The organism is Fictibacillus sp. 7GRE50 (assembly GCF_015903875.1).
GTDB classification, from domain to species: domain Bacteria; phylum Bacillota; class Bacilli; order Bacillales; family Fictibacillaceae; genus Fictibacillus; species Fictibacillus phosphorivorans.
Genome location: NZ_JACZDW010000004.1, coordinates 479,190 through 497,766 on the forward strand (window position 1 = coordinate 479,190; position 18,577 = coordinate 497,766).

18 protein-coding genes and 1 pseudogene are annotated in these 18,577 nt (G+C 35.0%); 16 read left to right on the forward strand and 3 right to left on the reverse strand.

Going from position 1 to position 18,577, the window contains the following annotated elements; translation table 11 throughout:
* Nucleotides 1–71 precede the first annotated feature (71 nt).
* From IHV12_RS17670 to IHV12_RS17685, 4 genes are read left to right on the forward strand one after another with little or no spacing between them, the layout of a single operon-like run.
* Nucleotides 72–1,580 (forward strand): hypothetical protein, encoded by a 1,509-nt coding sequence (locus IHV12_RS17670; RefSeq protein ID WP_197191655.1) that lies wholly within the window; start codon nt 72–74, stop codon nt 1,578–1,580.
* Nucleotides 1,580–3,532: a hypothetical protein gene (locus IHV12_RS17675; protein WP_197191656.1), complete on the forward strand. Its 1,953-nt coding sequence runs from the start codon at nt 1,580–1,582 to the stop codon at nt 3,530–3,532. The genes IHV12_RS17670 and IHV12_RS17675 overlap by 1 nt, the downstream gene beginning before the upstream one ends.
* Nucleotides 3,532–4,473 (forward strand): hypothetical protein, encoded by a 942-nt coding sequence (locus IHV12_RS17680; RefSeq protein WP_197191657.1) that lies wholly within the window; start codon nt 3,532–3,534, stop codon nt 4,471–4,473. Before IHV12_RS17675 ends, IHV12_RS17680 begins: the two co-directional genes overlap by 1 nt.
* On the forward strand, nt 4,457–9,745 hold the full coding sequence (locus IHV12_RS17685; protein ID WP_197191658.1) for a DUF1998 domain-containing protein: 5,289 nt from the start codon (nt 4,457–4,459) through the stop codon (nt 9,743–9,745). Before IHV12_RS17680 ends, IHV12_RS17685 begins: the two co-directional genes overlap by 17 nt.
* Before the next feature lie 133 nt (nt 9,746–9,878).
* On the opposite strand, the gene IHV12_RS17690 is transcribed toward IHV12_RS17685, so the two are convergent.
* Nucleotides 9,879–10,217, reverse strand: coding sequence for an ArsR/SmtB family transcription factor (locus tag IHV12_RS17690; protein WP_197191659.1), 339 nt, complete (start codon nt 10,215–10,217; stop codon nt 9,879–9,881).
* The gene (locus IHV12_RS17695) at nt 10,218–10,637 is read right to left on the reverse strand and encodes an SRPBCC family protein (RefSeq protein WP_197191660.1); all 420 of its coding nucleotides are present in this window, start codon (nt 10,635–10,637) and stop codon (nt 10,218–10,220) included. It lies immediately after the preceding gene.
* A 151-nt stretch (nt 10,638–10,788) separates the two neighbouring features.
* Between IHV12_RS17695 and IHV12_RS17700 the strand changes: the two genes are divergently transcribed.
* The 10 genes and pseudogenes from IHV12_RS17700 (at nt 10,789) to IHV12_RS17745 (ending at nt 16,617) form a co-directional block, all read left to right on the forward strand.
* Nucleotides 10,789–11,619 (forward strand): aminoglycoside adenylyltransferase domain-containing protein, encoded by an 831-nt coding sequence (locus IHV12_RS17700; protein ID WP_197191661.1) that lies wholly within the window; start codon nt 10,789–10,791, stop codon nt 11,617–11,619.
* A gap of 26 nt (nt 11,620–11,645) precedes the next feature.
* A complete protein-coding gene (locus IHV12_RS17705; protein WP_144699638.1) occupies nt 11,646–11,954 on the forward strand; it encodes a hypothetical protein in 309 nt (102 codons plus the stop codon).
* Nucleotides 11,955–11,976: 22 nt separating this feature from the next.
* On the forward strand, nt 11,977–12,201 hold the full coding sequence (locus IHV12_RS17710; RefSeq protein ID WP_197191662.1) for a hypothetical protein: 225 nt from the start codon (nt 11,977–11,979) through the stop codon (nt 12,199–12,201).
* On the forward strand, nt 12,201–13,472 hold the full coding sequence (locus IHV12_RS17715; protein WP_197191663.1) for a hypothetical protein: 1,272 nt from the start codon (nt 12,201–12,203) through the stop codon (nt 13,470–13,472). The genes IHV12_RS17710 and IHV12_RS17715 overlap by 1 nt, the downstream gene beginning before the upstream one ends.
* Before the next feature lie 58 nt (nt 13,473–13,530).
* Nucleotides 13,531–14,034 carry a DinB family protein gene (locus tag IHV12_RS17720; RefSeq protein WP_197191664.1) on the forward strand — a complete coding sequence of 168 codons (504 nt, stop codon included), beginning with the start codon at nt 13,531–13,533 and terminating at the stop codon, nt 14,032–14,034.
* Between the two features lie 36 nt (nt 14,035–14,070).
* Nucleotides 14,071–14,469, forward strand: a pseudogene (locus tag IHV12_RS17725) (DUF4279 domain-containing protein).
* The gene (locus tag IHV12_RS17730) at nt 14,466–14,810 is read left to right on the forward strand and encodes a hypothetical protein (RefSeq protein WP_197191665.1); all 345 of its coding nucleotides are present in this window, start codon (nt 14,466–14,468) and stop codon (nt 14,808–14,810) included. The pseudogene IHV12_RS17725 and the gene IHV12_RS17730 overlap by 4 nt, the downstream one beginning before the upstream one ends.
* A gap of 150 nt (nt 14,811–14,960) precedes the next feature.
* Nucleotides 14,961–15,533: a GNAT family N-acetyltransferase gene (locus tag IHV12_RS17735; RefSeq protein ID WP_197191666.1), complete on the forward strand. Its 573-nt coding sequence runs from the start codon at nt 14,961–14,963 to the stop codon at nt 15,531–15,533.
* A gap of 12 nt (nt 15,534–15,545) precedes the next feature.
* Complete coding sequence (locus tag IHV12_RS17740) at nt 15,546–15,953, forward strand: hypothetical protein (RefSeq protein ID WP_197191667.1); 408 nt, start codon at nt 15,546–15,548, stop codon at nt 15,951–15,953.
* 46 nt (nt 15,954–15,999) lie between these two features.
* The gene (locus tag IHV12_RS17745; protein ID WP_231620787.1) at nt 16,000–16,617 is read left to right on the forward strand and encodes a hypothetical protein; all 618 of its coding nucleotides are present in this window, start codon (nt 16,000–16,002) and stop codon (nt 16,615–16,617) included.
* A gap of 60 nt (nt 16,618–16,677) precedes the next feature.
* Here the strand turns inward: IHV12_RS17745 and IHV12_RS17750 are convergent, their stop codons facing one another.
* Complete coding sequence (locus IHV12_RS17750) at nt 16,678–16,902, reverse strand: hypothetical protein (protein ID WP_197191668.1); 225 nt, start codon at nt 16,900–16,902, stop codon at nt 16,678–16,680.
* A 349-nt stretch (nt 16,903–17,251) separates the two neighbouring features.
* Here IHV12_RS17750 and IHV12_RS17755 point away from each other — a divergent pair, with 349 nt between their 5' ends.
* Both IHV12_RS17755 and IHV12_RS17760 read left to right on the forward strand, forming a co-directional pair.
* The gene (locus IHV12_RS17755; RefSeq protein ID WP_197191669.1) at nt 17,252–18,019 is read left to right on the forward strand and encodes a slipin family protein; all 768 of its coding nucleotides are present in this window, start codon (nt 17,252–17,254) and stop codon (nt 18,017–18,019) included.
* Between the two features lie 81 nt (nt 18,020–18,100).
* Nucleotides 18,101–18,577: a hypothetical protein gene (locus IHV12_RS17760; protein ID WP_197191670.1), complete on the forward strand. Its 477-nt coding sequence runs from the start codon at nt 18,101–18,103 to the stop codon at nt 18,575–18,577.

Here is an 18,577-nt window from a genome sequence, read left to right on the forward strand (position 1 = left end):
AATGGTTAGGTTTAATACTAAAAATAATATGATAATAACTACATATTAACAATTATTGTTGAGGTGATTAGATGGACCGAGCCTATACAGCTGATTATCAATTAATAAAAGCAAATGAAGCTTTTAAAGGGAGAAGCTATTTTTGTCCTATATGTAATGGAACTCTTCATTTTTATCCTGGGACAACGAATGTTCCTCATTTTCGTCATGGTAAAGGCGTTCCTGAAGAAATAAAAACTAATTGTGAATTATATTCTCAAGGTTTTGGTGAATCTTCTTTGTTTGATGAAGAGCTTTTAGCACGCCAAAGAGTGAGACTAGTTTTAAATAAGATAGATCAGGAATACATGTTTCAATTAAAGTTCCCAATTATTAGACAATCGAATGTAAATGTGAATATACATATTGATAACTTATACTATACATATCAATGTAGAGAAATTCCGGAATTAAAGTTAAATTCTGTACGTCTATTACCAACTCGTAAAGCTAGTGAGGAAGAAGTTCCTCTATTAGATAGATATACTTTTATATGCTCTAATCACCTATATGAAAAAAGGCTAGGTCTAAATATTAGTGGTATTTATGAGCCTCTATTAAATGGCCCACTAATATTTAAAGAAATTCAAGGTCAGTTTATTAGTATCCCTTATCGCAAAATTACATTATCGGGTCGTTTTTTTATAGTGTCATCAACACCTGTAATCCATATACATCCAGATTTAGAATTGATTAGCCAAGCATACTACGATAATTATTATTTATATGAATTAAACGTGCCAACTTATTTTTCAGATAATTTACAAAATTGGTTTTTGAAAGTTATATCCTATACATTATTGCCTGCTACATGTCATTTAGATATTCTTCCGCCAATATCGTTTAAAAAAAACGGATCGACTGTAGAATTAAATAGTCGTAAAAGTTTTTGGCTACTCACTAATATTGGTATAAGACATAAGGAACAGCGTGTGATTTTGGAACATCCAAATTTTCATCGTCAAGTATTAAAAGTACCAAATAATCAGATTGTAGAACTTGATTTACAAAATAAAGGCTACTATCAGCTTTATATTGAACAAGAAATTACTGAAATTCTAACAATACTTTACAACCCTGAGTTAGAGCATACCTTTGACTTTGATGGTCAAGCAGCAATCAATAATAGAGATGCATTATTTACTTTTCGTGATTTAAACATAAATCAAATAGAATTTGAATCAAATTTAAATGTACTAGTAACAACTGAGACAGATATTAATTATGAAATAAAATCAAATGCAACGTATACTTTTAATTCTCCTATTCGTGTGGATTTTCCTACTTTATGGAGTATCAATGTTCACAAAACCTTAGAATTTTCAAGTGAAATAGAGTTTGAAAGTATTCTCAGCTTGTATGAAAGGCACTATTTATATCCAAAAGTCATTTGTTTAGTAGAAGAAATTAGATTACTTCAGTCAATTGTAATGAACAGTGACTTTATTTATAAAGATAAAATCCTTTATAATATTCGCCGTTTTGGCCTACGTGTTCCTAAACCAGTTGGAGAAGTAATTAAGGAGATGAGACATTTTTAATGATTGCTTTAGTTAAAATCTATAAAAGAACAGTTCAAAAAGATGGATATACAATTGAAGCTGCTGGTGCGAAACCTTATGGGATTTATGATGGTAGAAAGTTAGAAGTATTAAATGAAGATGAGTTATATACCATATTCCCTAATACAGGTAAAATTTTTATAACAGATTTTTATCAACCACCCCTGAAGGAAGTATTCCGCTTTCATGAACTTATAGAATCTAACACATTCGATATTTCGAGACCTACCTCTTGTAAATATTTATTAGGAAAAGAAATTATAAATTATAAATTATTTGAAGTTATTGACCTTGATGAAACTATTGAGAAAGATAGATATCAAATAGAGGATTTATTAAGTAAAGGACTATCAATTCCATTTGTTATTTCTAACCAAGTTATCTTTAGAACAGCAGATGACTATTTATTAGGTCCTGTACAAATGGAGTTTACTAACGGAATATACCGATGTAAAGAAGAAAATTATATACCATACTATGAACAAGAAATTGATATTACAGCTATTTTTGATAAAAACCAAGAACGTTATTTTTGTATAAATCAATTAGACTCATTAAATTTAAAAGGCTGGATTGATGTTGCAAATGAACAGCGTGTAATTAGTGATGCTCTAAAACAACTAAAGGATAATGCCGAGTTTGCTGAATTATCTAGAAAAATGATTGCTAGATTAAAAGAATGGTACAATTCAGATAATGTTCAGGGTACACACATCCAAGAACGCTTATATAGAGCAATTAAGATAATGAAAGGTCATACGCTTAAGGATGAAGAAATATCGGTATTTACTGAATTAATATTAGAGTTAGACATAACAAAAAGTATTATTGATAAACGTGTAAAAGAATTATTTGAAAATGAATATAATAAGTTTTTAAAAGCCAATGCAAAATTAGAAAAAGAAAATAATAAGAAAAAGCAAGAATTAGAAAAGTTGAAAAATGCCTATGTTAATGAATCCAAAGTATTAGAGAACTTAAAAAGCAATATTACTGAAATTGAAAAAATTATGCATGATAAAATAGAGCGCTTACGTAATAATTTTGCGAGTGTATATGCGGAACAATTGGCTATATCAAATATTCCAAATTATTCAATGGCTACTTTTTCATCAGTGAACAGTACTCAACTCAGCTATGCTCAATTTCAATCTAATCTAGGGAAATCATTAATGAGCGTTAGCGATTTTAAAGAGTTACTTAATAATAACCTTGCAATTTTTAAAGGAAATGATGAAAATGGTACATTAGCTGCAACAATTTCAACTGCTGTTATCCTTCATGAGCCTATTATTATTTTTGGTGAAAGTAGCTTTGAATTATCAAAATGTATTGCAAAAACAATTTCGTCTGAGCAAATGTTAACAGTAATTCCTGAAATAGAAACCTTCAGTTTAACTCAATTAAATCATGAGTATGCAAGATTCACGAGGAATGAAGCAGTAAAAACACTTATTATTCATAATCCACACACTACTGCTGCGTTATATACTTTACCAGTTCATTTTAAACAAAATAAATGGATTGAAGAATTAATAATTCCTGATTTAGTATTTATTACAATTGATTCTATAGAAGAAGCTAATGCTTTAATTGAAAAAATGCCTCATGCACCAATAATTAATTCAATGGATTATATGTCTCGTTTTATGACAAGGCACAACTTTAATTCACTTCAACCTGGACAATTAATGCTTGAAAAAGTCAACGAATCTGTTGTGGTAGAAAATTCAATTTCTATTCGTAGAGACTTTAGAGAATGGATTGAAGATAATGAAGGCATTGATGTAAATGTACCAAATCAATTAATTGGATGGTTAAACTACTTACAATTCTTCATTTCTGAAGAAGAATTATTCGAGTGGTGTTACAAAGTATTCAAGAATTCACTCAAGTTAAATCAAAATAATGAAGTAGGAGTCGAAGCTTAATGATTAATGAATATATTTCACTACAACAAAACATTAATCATTACAGCTATTATGTTAAGCAATTAATTATTGGTTTTTGTGAGGAGTTTCAAACTAATAAAGTACACTCTCATAGATTAGTACCTGTTCTTGAGAGACTATTTAATAAAGAAACTGATAAATTCCTCTCTTTTTTTAAAGATGAAAAAAGATCAGTCCCTATTCAGTTTATTCATTTCCTTTCCCAACAAGGAGAAATCATACATGTGGGTAATAGCTATTATTCACTTTTACCAGAGAGAACAATTAAACTACCGGATGGACAATATATATCAATAAGTGCTTTAAAACCTCCAACACAAAATCGATTTGGTTTGGGGCAACTGACTGATAAACAGTTACCAATAACCCTAACACTTAACGAGTATATTTATCGTCCACCTTTTGAAAAGTTACTAAGTGTATACACAAAAAAAATAACAAACAATCATGACATTGAACCTAAAGAGATGATGTACTTCACTGAAAAAGGTTCATTTAAAACATCTACTATTAAGAATATGCAAGAAGGGAAATTTTATATTCTTTACTTTGATCGAGAATTTGGTAACAAAATAAAACCAGAAAAATATTTTGCACAGTGGAAAAATGGAGAATGGTATGTCACTCAAATAGTTAGCAATATGTTCGTTCGACTACGATACGCTCTACGTTTTTTTGGAAATGCAACCTTGACATACCAATTAATTAACCATAATTATGGGTGTTTTGAGATTAAACTTCCTTATTCACTTCCTAGAGAAGAAAATATACTATTACGATTGATAGCGACGCCGAATGAGAATAGATGGCCCAAAAGCTATTTTACTACCGAAGATCAAATCAATAATGTTCGTAGTATATTGGCATATTGTAAATTAAATGAAGAAGGAGTTGTCGCCAAGAATGGAGTACTCAATTAATTATGTAAGTAAACGATTACATCGAAAATTAGCTGAATATATTGAAACTCAATATCCAATCAGTGAACCATCGCTTCAAAAAAAGCGTACTGAATTACTTAATAAATCAGGTGTGCTTTCAACAGAACCTTATATTGAATCAACACCTGTATATGAATCTGGAAAAGAATTTGTTAGTATGAATATCCCAGAATATGCTCAAGAGTTAATGACTGAGTTAGCATCCTTAAAACCATCTGTTGGTGTATTTCCTCGACCATATCTACATCAACAAGAAGCTATGGAAGCTTTTTTAAACGATCATAATGATTTAATTGTTTCAACAGGTACCGGTTCGGGGAAAACGGAATCTTTTTTACATCCGATACTAAATTCATTATATAAAGAAGCTAGTGAAAACCCTCAAATTTTTAAAAAACGAGCTGTACGCGCATTAATTCTCTATCCAATGAATGCTTTGGTTAGTGATCAAATGACTCGTTTACGCCGTTTATTTGGTGATGAACGTTTAAAAAAAATGTTTAATGATACTCAAAGTAGAAATGTTCAATTTGGGATGTACACATCTAGAACACCTTATGCCGGAGAACATTCGGCGACTAAAGACCGATATCAATTAAATGATATATTAAAATACTATACAAAATTAGAAGATACAATGCCTGATAAAGTAGAGCAGATGAAAGAAAGAGGGAAATGGCCAGCTAAGGATTTACAATCATTTTTGAATTCTAAAAAAAATAATCGAGATCGTTACCGTGGCAAACCTTCAGATGCAGAGCTATTTACACGTCATGAGATGCAAGATACACCTCCGGATATACTTGTTACTAACTACTCCATGCTAGAATATATGCTAATGCGTCCTATTGAACGGTCTATTTGGGAACAAACTAAAGAATGGTTAGATGAAAGTGAAGAAAATCACTTTATATTAATTCTAGACGAAGCTCATATGTATCGTGGTACCGGTGGTGCAGAAGTCGCCTTGTTAATTCGACGTCTCCAATCACGCTTAGGAATTGAACGTGATCGAATGAAATGTATACTAACTTCTGCTAGTTTAGGAAAAGAAGAAGATGAAACCGGTCCTATTAAGTTTGCAGAACAATTAACTGGAAAACCTATAAAACGTCGTTTTAAGCTTATAAAAGGAACAAAAGAGAAACGTCCTCCAGCTCGGTTAATAACTATAGAAGAATTACAAATTTTAGCGAGTTTGAGTAGTTCTACTTTTATTGATTTTAAAACAGATTATATTGATGAGTTCCATGAGATGAAAGGATTCTTTAAATCTATGAAATGGCCAAATCCTCCATCTGAAAAAAAAGAATTTCCTCGATATTTATATGAACAATTAGATGGATTTGGCCCATTAGAGAAAATAATTGCTCAAATTAGTGGACAAGCAACTTCATTAAAGGAAATAGTATCTATAGTATGTCCAGATATTGAGCAAGAACTAGCTGAAAAAGCTATTAGTAATCTTATATTATTGGCAAATGCTGCGAATAAAGATGGACGTGTATTGTTACCAGCTCGTGTGCATATTTTTTTCAGGGGATTATCTGGAATATATTCCTGCTTAAATCCAAAATGTAAAAACTGTAATCAAAATGGGATACTAGGAAAGATTTATGATGATTATCGTATAACTTGTAATTGTGGTGCGCGTGTTTATGAAGTTTTAACACATCGTAATTGTGGATCTACTTTTATTAAAGGTTTTTTTCAGGAAGATTCTGGTTATCCAACTTATCTTTGGAATGAAAGTGGCCATGGAATTATAGGGGAGAAATTAACTGAAATTCATTTATTAGTTGAACAACCACATCCAGATGCTTTAGAGAAGAAAAGAATTGCTCCATTATGGTTGCATATTGAAACAGGCTATATTAGCAATGAACCACCAACTTCAATGGAAGGATACATTCAAGTATATGAGTCTGTTGAAAAAGTTTCTACCAGAAAACATAACAAATTTTACTCAAATGCACGTTCATTTGAAAAATGTCCATGTTGTTTGAGGAATGCCAAGTTTAATATACGAGATTTACGGATAAAAGGGGAACAACCTTTTGCTAACTTAATTCGTGAGCAATTTAATATACAACCACCAATGGAAGGGAAAGCAGAAAACATAAATGAAGGGCGAAAAGTTTTAATTTTTTCTGATGGACGTCAAAAGGCAGCACGTCTCGCACGAGATATTCCTAAAGAAGTTGAAAAGGACGCAGTACGTCAATTAATTTTAAAAGCTGCATTTGAGCTTGAAAAACAAGGAATACGTGCTACGATTGGTCGCGAATTGTATCCTACTGTTCTTCATTTCATTCATGAGAATCGCTTACTATTATTTTCTCAATTGCAAAGAAAAGATTTAATGAAGGATGTAAAAAGTTACTTCAATGATTTTTATGAAAAAAAATTATCTGATGTTGAATTTGAGGAGATTTCCATATCGATTCGAGAAGAATTTAAATTATGTATGTTAGAAATTATTTCTTCTCCTGGATATTCAATTTATGATACAACTACCGGAATTGTAGCACCAGCGAATATGAAACGACTATATCGAAATGCGCAGGTGCAAGAATGGATTAGTAAAGATAATTTAGAGAAGGTCGCAATACTGTTTATTAAAGAATTATTAGACGATATTGCTATTGATATTAGCCTGGATTCTTTTGATAGACGTGAATTGCTTGGGTTGTATCGGGATGATTCAGTATGGGGAAAAACTAGACATAATATTTCAAAACAACTTAAAACAATTATTAAATCTTACGTAGGAGAAGATAATTACGGGACACTTATTCAACATTTGTTTGAACAACTTTGTAGAAGTCAGTTAGATAAGTATTATTTAGATTTAGATAAGTTAAAAATTATTGATGGTATAAATTTCACATGGTATAAATGTACTTCGTGTAAACAAATTCATGCAGTTATTCCACACAATAATTGTCCAAGTTGTAATGCAATTTCCATAATAGAATTGAGTTCAGACAGTAAAATTTTGAAAGCAGAAAAGGGGTATTGGCGTACACCAATTGAAGAAGTTTTAAATGGGGAAAGAATTACAAATGTCTCAGTTGAAGAACACACAGCGCAATTATCACAAAAAGATCAAAGTATTGCTTTAGCAACCACAGAACAATATGAGATGGCCTTTCAAGATATTGTTCTTGAAGAAAGTCTAGGTATTGTAGATATATTAAGTTGTACTACTACGATGGAAGTGGGCATTGATATCGGTTCTTTAACGGCTGTTGGTATGCGAAATATCCCACCACAGCGCGAAAATTATCAGCAAAGAGCCGGGCGGGCAGGGCGTCGTGGTTCATCACTATCAACAGTTGTTACGTATGCACAAGATGGTCCACACGATCACTATTACTTTAATAATCCCGAGTTAATTATTAGTGGAGAAACTCGCGATGCACTAATATATATTAATAATAAAAAGATTATTAAGCGTCATTTAAACGCTTTGCTTATTCAAACTTATTTTCACAACTTTTCACAGGAGGGGGAACTAGCGACAAGTAATATTTCTGAATCCCTTGGAACTACTAGTGATTTCTTTAAAGGATCTTCACAATTTAATTTAGATAGTTTTGAAGATTGGTTAGCAAAACAGGTAAAAACACAATTTAAAAAACATCCTGAAATTTTTGCTATTATTCCTGAAGAAGCAATAAAAAATGACGGGGAAAAATGGGGACTTATTAAACAAGCTTCTGAAAATATAGGACAAGATTTAGATGATGCTTTCGTTGAGATTGAAAAAGGATTATTAGAATATGAAGATTTAATTGCTGAAGATGATCAGTTTACAGAGCCACATCCAGATGAATTACTGCTGAACTTTTTGTTTAATCATGGTTTTTTACCTACTTACGCGTTTCCTACAGATTTAACAAGTCTTTATATTCAAGGCCGTGATAAAAATAATAAAGTAATTATGGAACAAAGACCCCAGTTAGAGCTTAATCGTGCTTTAGGTGAATATGCACCTGGGAGACAAATTGTTGTTAACAAGAAGACTTATCGCATAGGAGGTATTTTTAATCCATTTTCAAAAAACCCGGAAGCACCAGCCCAAGAAATAAATTTGCACGATGAATATGTGGCAGTATGTGTGAAATGTAACTATACAGAATTAACTAGTGAGTCTGCTGAAAAATGTCCAAACTGTAAGGAAAAATTAAAATCAATGCCATACATTCGTCCAACGGGTTTTTCACCAGAAAGAGGTAAAGAGGTATCAAAAGGTGATTTAACACAAGAGTATAGTTTTGCTAGTACACCTCAGTTACCTGTTCCGAATGAAAAAGTTAAATTTGATTTTAAAACATTAAATAAACATGGTTTTATTAAATATGAGCACAGAGAAGATGAAGAACTTATTGTCATGAATAGGGGCATAGATGGTGAAAGTGGTTTCATTATGTGTGAAGATTGTGGATTCATTAAACCCGTCATTGAAAATGATGATTTATCCAAAGGGCACTATAAACCATTCCAACGTCAAGGTATGATTGAAAAAAAATGTTCTGGTAACGTACACCTAATTTATCTAGGAAATAAATTCACATCAGATTTATTTTTAATCCGTTTAAGTATGAGTGAGTATATTGACTTTAATGCTAATAAACAATGGTTGCATGATGCCTTACTTACATTAGGAGAAGGGCTTGTCTTAGGCGCAAGTAGAGTCTTAGATATTGATGCACAGGAGTTAACAGTGGGCTACAGAATTGTGCATAACGAACAAGGGGAGAGCTATGCTGATTTATATTTATTTGACACTTTATCTGGAGGTGCAGGTTATTCCTTTGTAGCAGGAATGCATATTGAAGAAATTATCAAAGAAACAATAAGTTTGCTTAGCGAATGTATAAATGATTGTGAATCGTCTTGTTATAAGTGCTTAAGAAATTATCAAAACCAAATGAAGCATGAACATTTGAATCGCCTACTTGGTTTAGAACTTTTATTATATTTAGTTAAAGCAGAACATAAAAAATATACCATGGATGAACAAATTCAATATTTAAATCCTGTTAAGGCTGCTTACAATCTTCATTATGGTGAGAATCACTCCAAAATCATAGAGGATAATGGGGAAGTTTTTATCAAACTAGCAGATGGGAATTTAATTGGGTTAAAGAATAATATCGAAAAAAAAATGTCAATTGGCAACATTAGTTATTATTCTCCATATGAAATAAAATTCGATTTACCTAATGTGTGTGAACTTCTTTAAAAAATCTGTTTAAGAGAGCTATTAACTAGGTTATTAATATTTCAAGCTCATTTTAATAGAATCCTATTTGATCAATTTAACAATGGATAAATAATTGATAGAAAAGCTTAAGGGATTTATGCTCTTAAGCTTTTTACCTGTCCAGTTTGTTAGTGTGATCCTCAACAAGATGCTTCAACATAGCCAACTTGTTACCCCAAAACTTCTCGTAATAAGCTAGCCACTGTTTCACTTCGGTTAAAGGCTCTGGATGCATCTGATAAATTTTCTCCCTGCCTTCTTTTCTGCCAGAAATAAGCTCAGCCTCCGTTAAAATCTGTAGATGCTTCGTCACAGCAGTCCGGCTCATGTCAAAGTGATCAGCAATCTCTGAGATTGGCCGCTCATGTTCAGAAAGCAGCCTTAATACTTCACGTCTTGTCGGATCGGCAATAGCTTTAAAAACATCGTGTTTTTCTGCTGGTGCTGCCACTTAACCCTCTACAACCTTTTTCAGTCTTTCATTTACAATACCAACCCATCCGCCGTTCATGCGGTCCCGCACATCTTGCGCCTTTTGATTCGCTTTTCCAACGTTTGCGTCTTCTTCTTTCCACCCGCTGTGGATCAGTGTGAACTCTGTCTGATCTCCTTTTTCCTCTAACAGAAACGTCACGACCCAGCCGTCTGTGTCCCATGCAAACGATAGCTTATGCGGTTCATCGATCACGAGCACTTTACATGGTGAAGGTCCAAAAGGGGACTGGATGTGAAACTCGTGACCTTCTTCAGCTTTAAAGTCATTTGGCATGAACCACAATGACATGCCTTCTGATGTTGATACAGAATCCCACACTTTTTGAATCGGTGCGTTAAAGGTTGCGGTTTGTTTAATATCTGGTAGTGTTGACACAAGCTTTCATCTCCTCGTCTTAATATGTAACCATTTGGTTGTACGTTTAGAATATAACACCTTTTGGTTGTATGTCAATTCATTCTGAGTCGATTGGATAAATATGCTAAAATATAGGAATACAACGTGTTCATGAAAAGAGGCTAACGGCATGACCCAAACGCAAACAAGAAATGAACCAAAACGTATACCTGAAGAAGTAAAGGAAGTATTGAATTCTTACTTTGAAAAAATAGAGAAGAAGCTGCCAAACAAGTTAGAGTCATTTTATCTATTCGGCTCTATTTCCATTGGATCTTATCAAGAAGGATTAAGTGACATCGACTTTTACGCTGTAACAAAAGAAAAGCTAACAGAATCAGAAGTAGATGTATTGAAAGAGATTCACCATGAGATGAGAAAAGAGTATCCGAAGCCGAGCTTAGATGGCATGTATCTGATGCGTGAAGATTTAGAGAGTGAGAATAACGGTAATTCTTCTTGTCCGTATTTTAATGAAGGAAAGCTTCAAAGTTATCGACCTTTTTACCGTAATTGGATCGATACTTACCAACTTCAGACATACGGCATGGTTGTTAAAGGACTGCCGATTGAAACATATAATCTATCTGTAGATTGGACAGAATTGAAAACAAACTTGGTCGAGAACATTAACGGTTATTGGCTGAACTGGATGAAGAACTGTGAGCGTTTTCCGTCTCTTCAGTTTATAGGACTATATATGAGTGCAAACATGATTGAGTGGGGAGTACTTGGTGTGACGCGTCTTTATTATTCGATAAGAGAAGAAGATATCACGTCAAAAGAGGGAGCTGGTGAATATGCATTACAAACGGTTCCTGAAGAGTATCATCAAATCATCCGAGAAGCACTGCGTATCCGAAATGAAAATAAGTTCTCGCATTACGGATCGATGAGGAAGAGAAGAAATGATGCACTCAGCTATATGAAGTATATAATAAAAGAATGTAATAACTTGTAAGATTCATAGAAAAGGATGGGACGAAAATGGCGAAATTAGTGTTTAAGAGAGACAGTCAGTTCATGAATAAGATGAGAAAGTTTGATATTTACCTGAACGAGAGCAAGACAGAACAGATCAAAGACGGAGAAACGAAACAACTGGATGTAGCTCCTGGTGAGTATATTGTGAAGATGCAGATCGACTGGGTTGAGAGCGCAACGCACAAGATCCAGATCGGTGCAGATGACACGGTTCATTTTCAGTGTGGCAGCCGGTTAAAAGGTATGAAGATTCTAAAAGCCTCTTCAGCTATGAACACGGTGGATGAGTATATCTATTTAGAAAAGAAGTAAGGTGAAGGAGGAGGGGATTCCGATGAACAGACTGCAGCACCTGCTTTATGGATTTCTAGTCGGACTTGGGTTTATGTCACTAAGTCTAGTGGATCTGGAACGTTTTGGTCCATTTGGCGCCTTAATCTGGTTTATAAACACAGTTTTGTACTATGTAGGTTACGGGGTTGTGGTCGTTCTTGGAGTCTGGATCTTATTCATCGTCATGGGAGAACTTGGCGAACAGTCACAAAAGGAGCGAGAGTAGTGGATAGCAGAATACAAACATTCGTAGATCAAGCCAAAACAACGTTCGGACTAGGAAACTACTATTTACATCATCATAGTCTCTGGAGAAACGTGAACCACTTCAACGAAACGAGTTACACACTTTGTTTGGAGTGGTTTCCGAATGGAACGGAGTCCGATGAAGATGGTTCGAATCCAGAAGGTACAGCGATTATTGAATACAACGTTAACACTGGAAAATTAGAGACCGCAATCTTTGTTATGGGCGAGACCTATGCACAAGATGGAATCACATTTAATAGTGGAACTGAGGAAGTAATTAAGTGGATCGAACAAGAAACAGGATTGACATATAACGAGCAGTTTCAAATACATAAACAGACAGAAAATGAAATAGAATTTCGTTCATTTATAGACAATACTCCTATCTCGCCGTCTGGAATGATTGAAGTGAAATGGAATGATAAACGACAGCTAATCTTCTTTTCAGTTCATGGAGATTTTCCAACGGGTGATACGGTAAAACGCGAATCCTATACTCTTTCCTTAGAGAAAGCGAAACACATAGCTAAGAAACAAGTGAAGAGATTAGAATATCCGTCGTTTGAACAAAAGAAGTTATTTGCGGTGTATGCGTTTGAAGAGATTTACATAAAAAACGATGATCAGTCGACTAAACCATTTGAAATGCTTCAAGATGGTGGGACTTCAAAAAAAGTGAATCACATTCTGCAATGGGAAGAGCCAATCTCTAAAGCTTTTTTTGAACGAGAAGAAATTGATTTGCAAGAAGAGATTACGCCTGTTGAAGCCTTTGCCTGCACACCTTCTCCAACCACTCGACCCATTACAGAGGAAGAAGAGAAGAGTTGTGTGCAGGCTGTAGAACGTTTGTTACGTCAGGAGTATCCTGAGGACTCAGGGAAATGGCGTGTGACAAATCTGCATCGTGACAAAAAATACTTGATTGCAACACTTAGAACAGACCAGCATGAAACAAGAGTGTTTGAAAGAAAACTTTCAATACTCCTTGATCCCAACTCGATCGACGTTGTGAACTATATCGACAACCAGTTCATGTTAGAGATGTATCATTCCTTTGAAGAATCAGGCGATGTGACCGTGACACAAGAAGAAGCGTACGAGAAGTTAAAAGGTTTGTTTGAGCTTAAGCCTTTTTATGTGTATGACGATGAAGAGAAGCAGTATGTTCTATGCGGTAAGTTAGATTGTCACCATGGCGTGAATGCTGAGACAGGTGAAGTGGTTTTGTTGAATGATTTAGGATAAGTTCTATTTTTCTCTCGAGGTTAAGGTTTATATCATACAGAAAATGGAGGTCTTACATATGTATATAACCATTGCGGATTTTATTCGAGAATGGAATCGCGAAGCAACGCTAACGCAAAAGGTGTTAGATGGTTTAACCGATGAATCGTTGCAACAGAAAGTTTACTCGGAAGGACGAACGTTAGGGAGAATCGCATGGCATCTTACCACTAATATTCCAGAGTACTTAGCTCATTTTGGATTGAAAACAGATAAAGTAAAACATACAGAAGAGGTTCCAATATCAGCTAAAGAGATTGCTGACACTTTTAAAGATTTAAGTTCTGCTGCAACGAGAGCCATTGAAGAGCAATGGACAGACGAAACCTTGAAAGAAGTGCAAACGGCCTTCGGTAGAGAGGAAACAAACGCTCAGATTCTGATAGGACTTATCAAGCACATTGTTCACCATCGTGGACAAGTAACAATCTTAATGCGTCAAGCGGGAATTAAACCTTTTGGGGTTTATGGACCACCGAAAGAAGAATGGATTCATTTGGGTGTAGAAAATCCACCTCTTTAAATGGAAAAAACAAGTAACGGATTGATGGGAGATGCAATGAACAAAACTGAAGTGAAAGTGTACTTCTCCCTTTTTGGCGATGACTTTTCTATAAATGAAGTGACGAGAAGACTAGAGATCACACCAACTGAAAGTTATAAAAAGGGAGATTAAATTTCAGCCAATTCTTCACTCCGCAGGAAAGAAACAAATTGGGAGTACGGAACAGAATACCAATACTCGCTCGATGTGAATGAACAGCTTATGCAAGTGATGAATCGGTTGAGAGATAAATGCTCAATCATTAATGAATTACAAGCGGAGTTTGGCTTAGCGAGTATAATCTGTATTGTAATTCGAATGGAAAACGGGCAAGCTCCGGCTTTGTATTTAGAGAAAGACATCCTCACATTCGCGTCAAACGTCGGAGCTGAGATCGAGGTGGACTTTGTATGAGTTGGAACTGGAATGAGACTATAATTAATCACGAGTATTCATATGAAAATCTGAAACAGCTGTTAAAGAATTTTTGTGAGAATAAGAGTGAGTATTCTCAATACGAACTTGCGAAATGGTGCGATAACTTAACGATGGCGTGGGAAGAAGAAGATCTTGACGAAAAAGGAGATCTTACCTTTTTCATAGCCAGAGATATCGAGTGTCAGTGGGATTTATACTTAGTCAATACGTATACAGATAAACAATTAAGAGCACTCGATCTGAATACGGTGTCCATGCCTGAAAATTGGATACAGAATTGGTTTCAGAAGATGAAAGCTGGAGTATGGATTGAATAGTTTTATCTTTGGTTTCAGCTTTATTATGGAAGGATTTTTTTAAATGAGAAGATATTTGCAGTCAATTGTTTGGGCGGTCATCGCCATAGGGTTGTTCGTATATTGGTACGTGACAAAATAGCAGTCTTTCGCTATGTATGAGGTGTGTATATGATTAAGTATTCCGGAACTCCCGTTTTAGAAACTGACCGACTACTTCTTCGTTCTTTGAAACCATCCGACACTCAAAACATATTTGACCATTGGCTTTCAGACGAACGCGTCGCAGACAATCGAGTGAACGCAGCTCACACGATCATCGCTCAAACAGAAGAGCGGGTGAAAAAGATCGTCAGTCAGTATGAAGATCAGGAATATTGTTATTGGGGTATTGAGTTAAAAGAAACAGGTGAACTGATTGGAGAAATCGATCTGTACGATTTTGATAGCTCGACTGATAATTGTGAGGTAAGCTATTCGCTTGGATTCAAGTGGTGGAACCATGGGTACGGAACTGAGGCGTTGCAAGCTGTGGTAGAGTTCGGCTTTCGACAGATGAACATCCATAAGATCTCAGCTGCACATAACACCGACAATCCTGCTTCAGGTAGGATTATGGCCAAAGTTGGAATGAAACAAGAAGGCGTGATCCGCCACATGATCCGCAATGCAAAGAATCAGTATAAAGACTGTGCGGTGTATGGAATTCTTCGTGAAGACTATCTCAAATTAGTGTGTATGTAGAGGGAGATAAATATGATTAATGTTAAAGAATTGAATCATGTATTTGATTACAAAAAAGCCATAACTACGACTTTTGATGATGTATTACATAAATTCACTAAAGATTATGATGGTTCGATAAAGACGATTGGTCCTGATAGCCAACTATTAATTATCACACAAAATGCTTATATCCAAGGTAAGATTAATCACTTTACACATGAAGAGGAAGAAAACAATAAGTACTTCTTTTCAGAAGGGTTAACAGAACTGGGGAGCAGACTTGAAACTTTGCCAGAAACGATGACCGCTTTGAATGTAACGGCACCACTCCATATAAAAGATGTCACCATAAGTCCTATCTTAAATCCAGATCAAAAAAGAGAGTTAGACGAAATGGTCTTATTTACTGACCAAATCCTAGGGCTATCCATCATTTAAAGACCACATGAATAGTTATAATTCAGTTTGGTTTGGAGGAAAAACTTTGAATGACAATCAAATGAAACTAAAGCATTGGAGAAACTTTATATTATTTTCAGTAGTAGTAGCTCTAATCGTTGGTTGCTTTTCAGTGGTTTCTGATCATTCCCCGTATTTTGGTGAGGGCTCTAACGTTTCAGCACTCGAAACGGTCACGTCTTATATAGCAATCATGATTAATTCTTTACCAATGTGGTTTATCGTAGCAATGATTGTGGGTTATTTGTATGGTAGGAACTTAAAAGAAGGAATTTTGTTCGGTGCCATCTACACGACAATGGCTATTACGTTTTATTTCATAATAGGCAGTGTTTTTGAAGAAACAGCGATTCAATCAACTACTAAGGAGATCATCACTGTATATGTCACTTGGTATGGAACGTCATTAGTCGGCGGCTGTATCGGTGTAGCTGCAGGCTTTTTATATAAAAAGACCCCATATGTCTTACTCCTTTTACCTGTGGGATTAACGCTACAACTCTTGCTAAATGGTTATCGAAGCTGGAGTAATAGTATAGGCATAGCGCAAAACATAACTTTTTGTATCATGATGATCTTCTCAATATGGCTATTTCTTAATGCTAAAAGAAAAAATCGTACAAGTTATGATGTTCAAAAATAAAGAAGTTGAAGTGGAGAGTTAATACGCTTGGAGGAGATCCAAGCGTTTATTTTGTTACTGCTATTGTTCATCGGTTGTAGTCTGCTGACTCTCCAACTTCTTAATTCTGTGCAGAATTTGAAATAGAATTGTCGTGATAAAACTAAGCTGAACAAACAGAAAAATTCCGATAAAGAAGGCAGTATCCATTGATGCTCCGCCCAAACTTAACAAAAACATGAGAGCAAAAAAGACGATAATCCCTCCGATGATATTTGCCAAGAACACAAACACCCAATTGTCCATTCTTTTTCCTCCTATTATCAACTTTCCATATTTTAACTTTACGCTTTTGCATTCTGTATTTAAAGAACAATATTTTCTAAATGATGTACTTTTTTCCTAAATATCTTGATATAATTTAATTCTTGGAGAAATGCAAAGCCTTCGTTTAAAATCTTTAAACGGTGTTACTGATCGGCTTTCTCAACTTTTGGCAACTGGTATACCGCTGTGGAACCAGTTTTGGGTTCGAAGCCCTAAATGAAGCCACTCAATGGCTATTAGGAGTGAACAATTTTGCAGGTAAGACCTCCATTGTTTTCTCCAAGTCTGTTGGGTGGTTTTATACGTATTTAAAGTAAGGGGAATTGGGATGGAATCATTTTTAGAATATCTTGTAGTCATTGGGTTCGTGTTTATTGTTGTGTTTGCCATTCTATCGATCATCAAGAAATTTTTTGCTTCGGTAACGGTGTACGAGTATGAACGTGGTGTGAAGTTTAAATATGGGGCTTTTCAGGAGAGTGTAGGCCCAGGTAAGCATAAGTATTCTCCAGCCTCTACAGAGATCATGGTTTTTGATATGAGACCGACGATCCTGCAGCTGAACGGGCAAGAGTTATTAACGGCTGATCAACTTAGTGTAAAGATTAGTGTTGCTGTAAAATATCAAATTACTGATCCACAAATTCTGATCTCTGAATATGAAGATTATGAAGAGCATGTGTACATGAACGTGCAGCTCAAACTGCGTGATGTAGTATCTTCGTTAGAATTAGATGACCTGTTGAGCAAGCGGAATGAAGTAAATGAATCGCTTCAACAACTTCTTGTTGATAACGCGTTTGCAGGATTATCCATTCTCTCAGTAGACATAAAAGATATTATGTTATCTGCTGAACTAAAAAAAGCATTTCTTGAAGTGATCAAAGCGAAAAAAGAAGCGCAATCCTCACTGGAGAGAGCTAGAGGAGAAGCAGCTACTTTAAGAAGTCTAGCGAATACGGCTAAAATGCTGGAGAACAACCCAGAATTAGCGAAGCTTCGCTTGATGAACACGATTGAGAACTCGAAAGGTAATACGTTTGTAGTCGATCTGGCAAATAGTACACATAGTATTAAAGAGCAATCCAACGCTTAACAAAGAACGTGCATTTCTTCTAGAAGGAGAAGTGCACTTTTTTATGGAAAGAGTTAGTAGATTATGTGAGGAGTGGTTAGGATGAATCATCCGTTAGAAGCGGGATTGAAAAGGATGTTACAAGAAGCATTTGATGGACCACAAAAACCGGTGACCATTAGCTGGTTTACGAATACAAAACCAGACTCAGGCATATTTGGAGTTTTATCTCAACTAACTGCTGCTGATGCATCAAAACAAATCTATGGAACAACACTCGCAGCTCATACCGATCATATTCGATACCATATGTGGGGAACCAATGAATGGTTGTATGATGGGGCATTTCCAACAATTGATTGGAATAAAAGCTGGGAAATTCAAGCAGTTAGCGAAGACGACTGGCATTCCATTCAAGAAGGATTGAGGAATGAATACCAACGTCTTTTAGAAAAGATCGATCATATCCATTGGACAGAAGACTTGGCAAATGAATTAGTAGGTTCGTTGGCGCACTCTGCATATCACCTTGGCGCAATCCAACAGATGTTAAAATGCATGAAAGATACCGTGAACTAA

What these genes read in the sequence shown, in the direction of transcription:
- IHV12_RS17705 (WP_144699638.1), top strand. Translation starts at nt 11,646, where the DNA reads ATGGCGAAATTAGTGTTTAAGAGAGACAGTCAGTTCATGAATAAGATG.
- IHV12_RS17670 (WP_197191655.1), top strand. Translation starts at nt 72, where the DNA reads ATGGACCGAGCCTATACAGCTGATTATCAATTAATAAAAGCAAATGAA.
- IHV12_RS17710 (WP_197191662.1), top strand. Translation starts at nt 11,977, where the DNA reads ATGAACAGACTGCAGCACCTGCTTTATGGATTTCTAGTCGGACTTGGG.
- IHV12_RS17685 (WP_197191658.1), top strand. Translation starts at nt 4,457, where the DNA reads ATGGAGTACTCAATTAATTATGTAAGTAAACGATTACATCGAAAATTA.
- IHV12_RS17740 (WP_197191667.1), top strand. Translation starts at nt 15,546, where the DNA reads ATGATTAATGTTAAAGAATTGAATCATGTATTTGATTACAAAAAAGCC.
- IHV12_RS17700 (WP_197191661.1), top strand. Translation starts at nt 10,789, where the DNA reads ATGACCCAAACGCAAACAAGAAATGAACCAAAACGTATACCTGAAGAA.
- IHV12_RS17735 (WP_197191666.1), top strand. Translation starts at nt 14,961, where the DNA reads ATGATTAAGTATTCCGGAACTCCCGTTTTAGAAACTGACCGACTACTT.
- IHV12_RS17755 (WP_197191669.1), top strand. Translation starts at nt 17,252, where the DNA reads ATGGAATCATTTTTAGAATATCTTGTAGTCATTGGGTTCGTGTTTATT.
- IHV12_RS17720 (WP_197191664.1), top strand. Translation starts at nt 13,531, where the DNA reads ATGTATATAACCATTGCGGATTTTATTCGAGAATGGAATCGCGAAGCA.
- IHV12_RS17760 (WP_197191670.1), top strand. Translation starts at nt 18,101, where the DNA reads ATGAATCATCCGTTAGAAGCGGGATTGAAAAGGATGTTACAAGAAGCA.
- IHV12_RS17680 (WP_197191657.1), top strand. Translation starts at nt 3,532, where the DNA reads ATGATTAATGAATATATTTCACTACAACAAAACATTAATCATTACAGC.
- IHV12_RS17675 (WP_197191656.1), top strand. Translation starts at nt 1,580, where the DNA reads ATGATTGCTTTAGTTAAAATCTATAAAAGAACAGTTCAAAAAGATGGA.
- IHV12_RS17750 (WP_197191668.1), bottom strand. Translation starts at nt 16,902, where the DNA reads ATGGACAATTGGGTGTTTGTGTTCTTGGCAAATATCATCGGAGGGATT.
- IHV12_RS17730 (WP_197191665.1), top strand. Translation starts at nt 14,466, where the DNA reads ATGAGTTGGAACTGGAATGAGACTATAATTAATCACGAGTATTCATAT.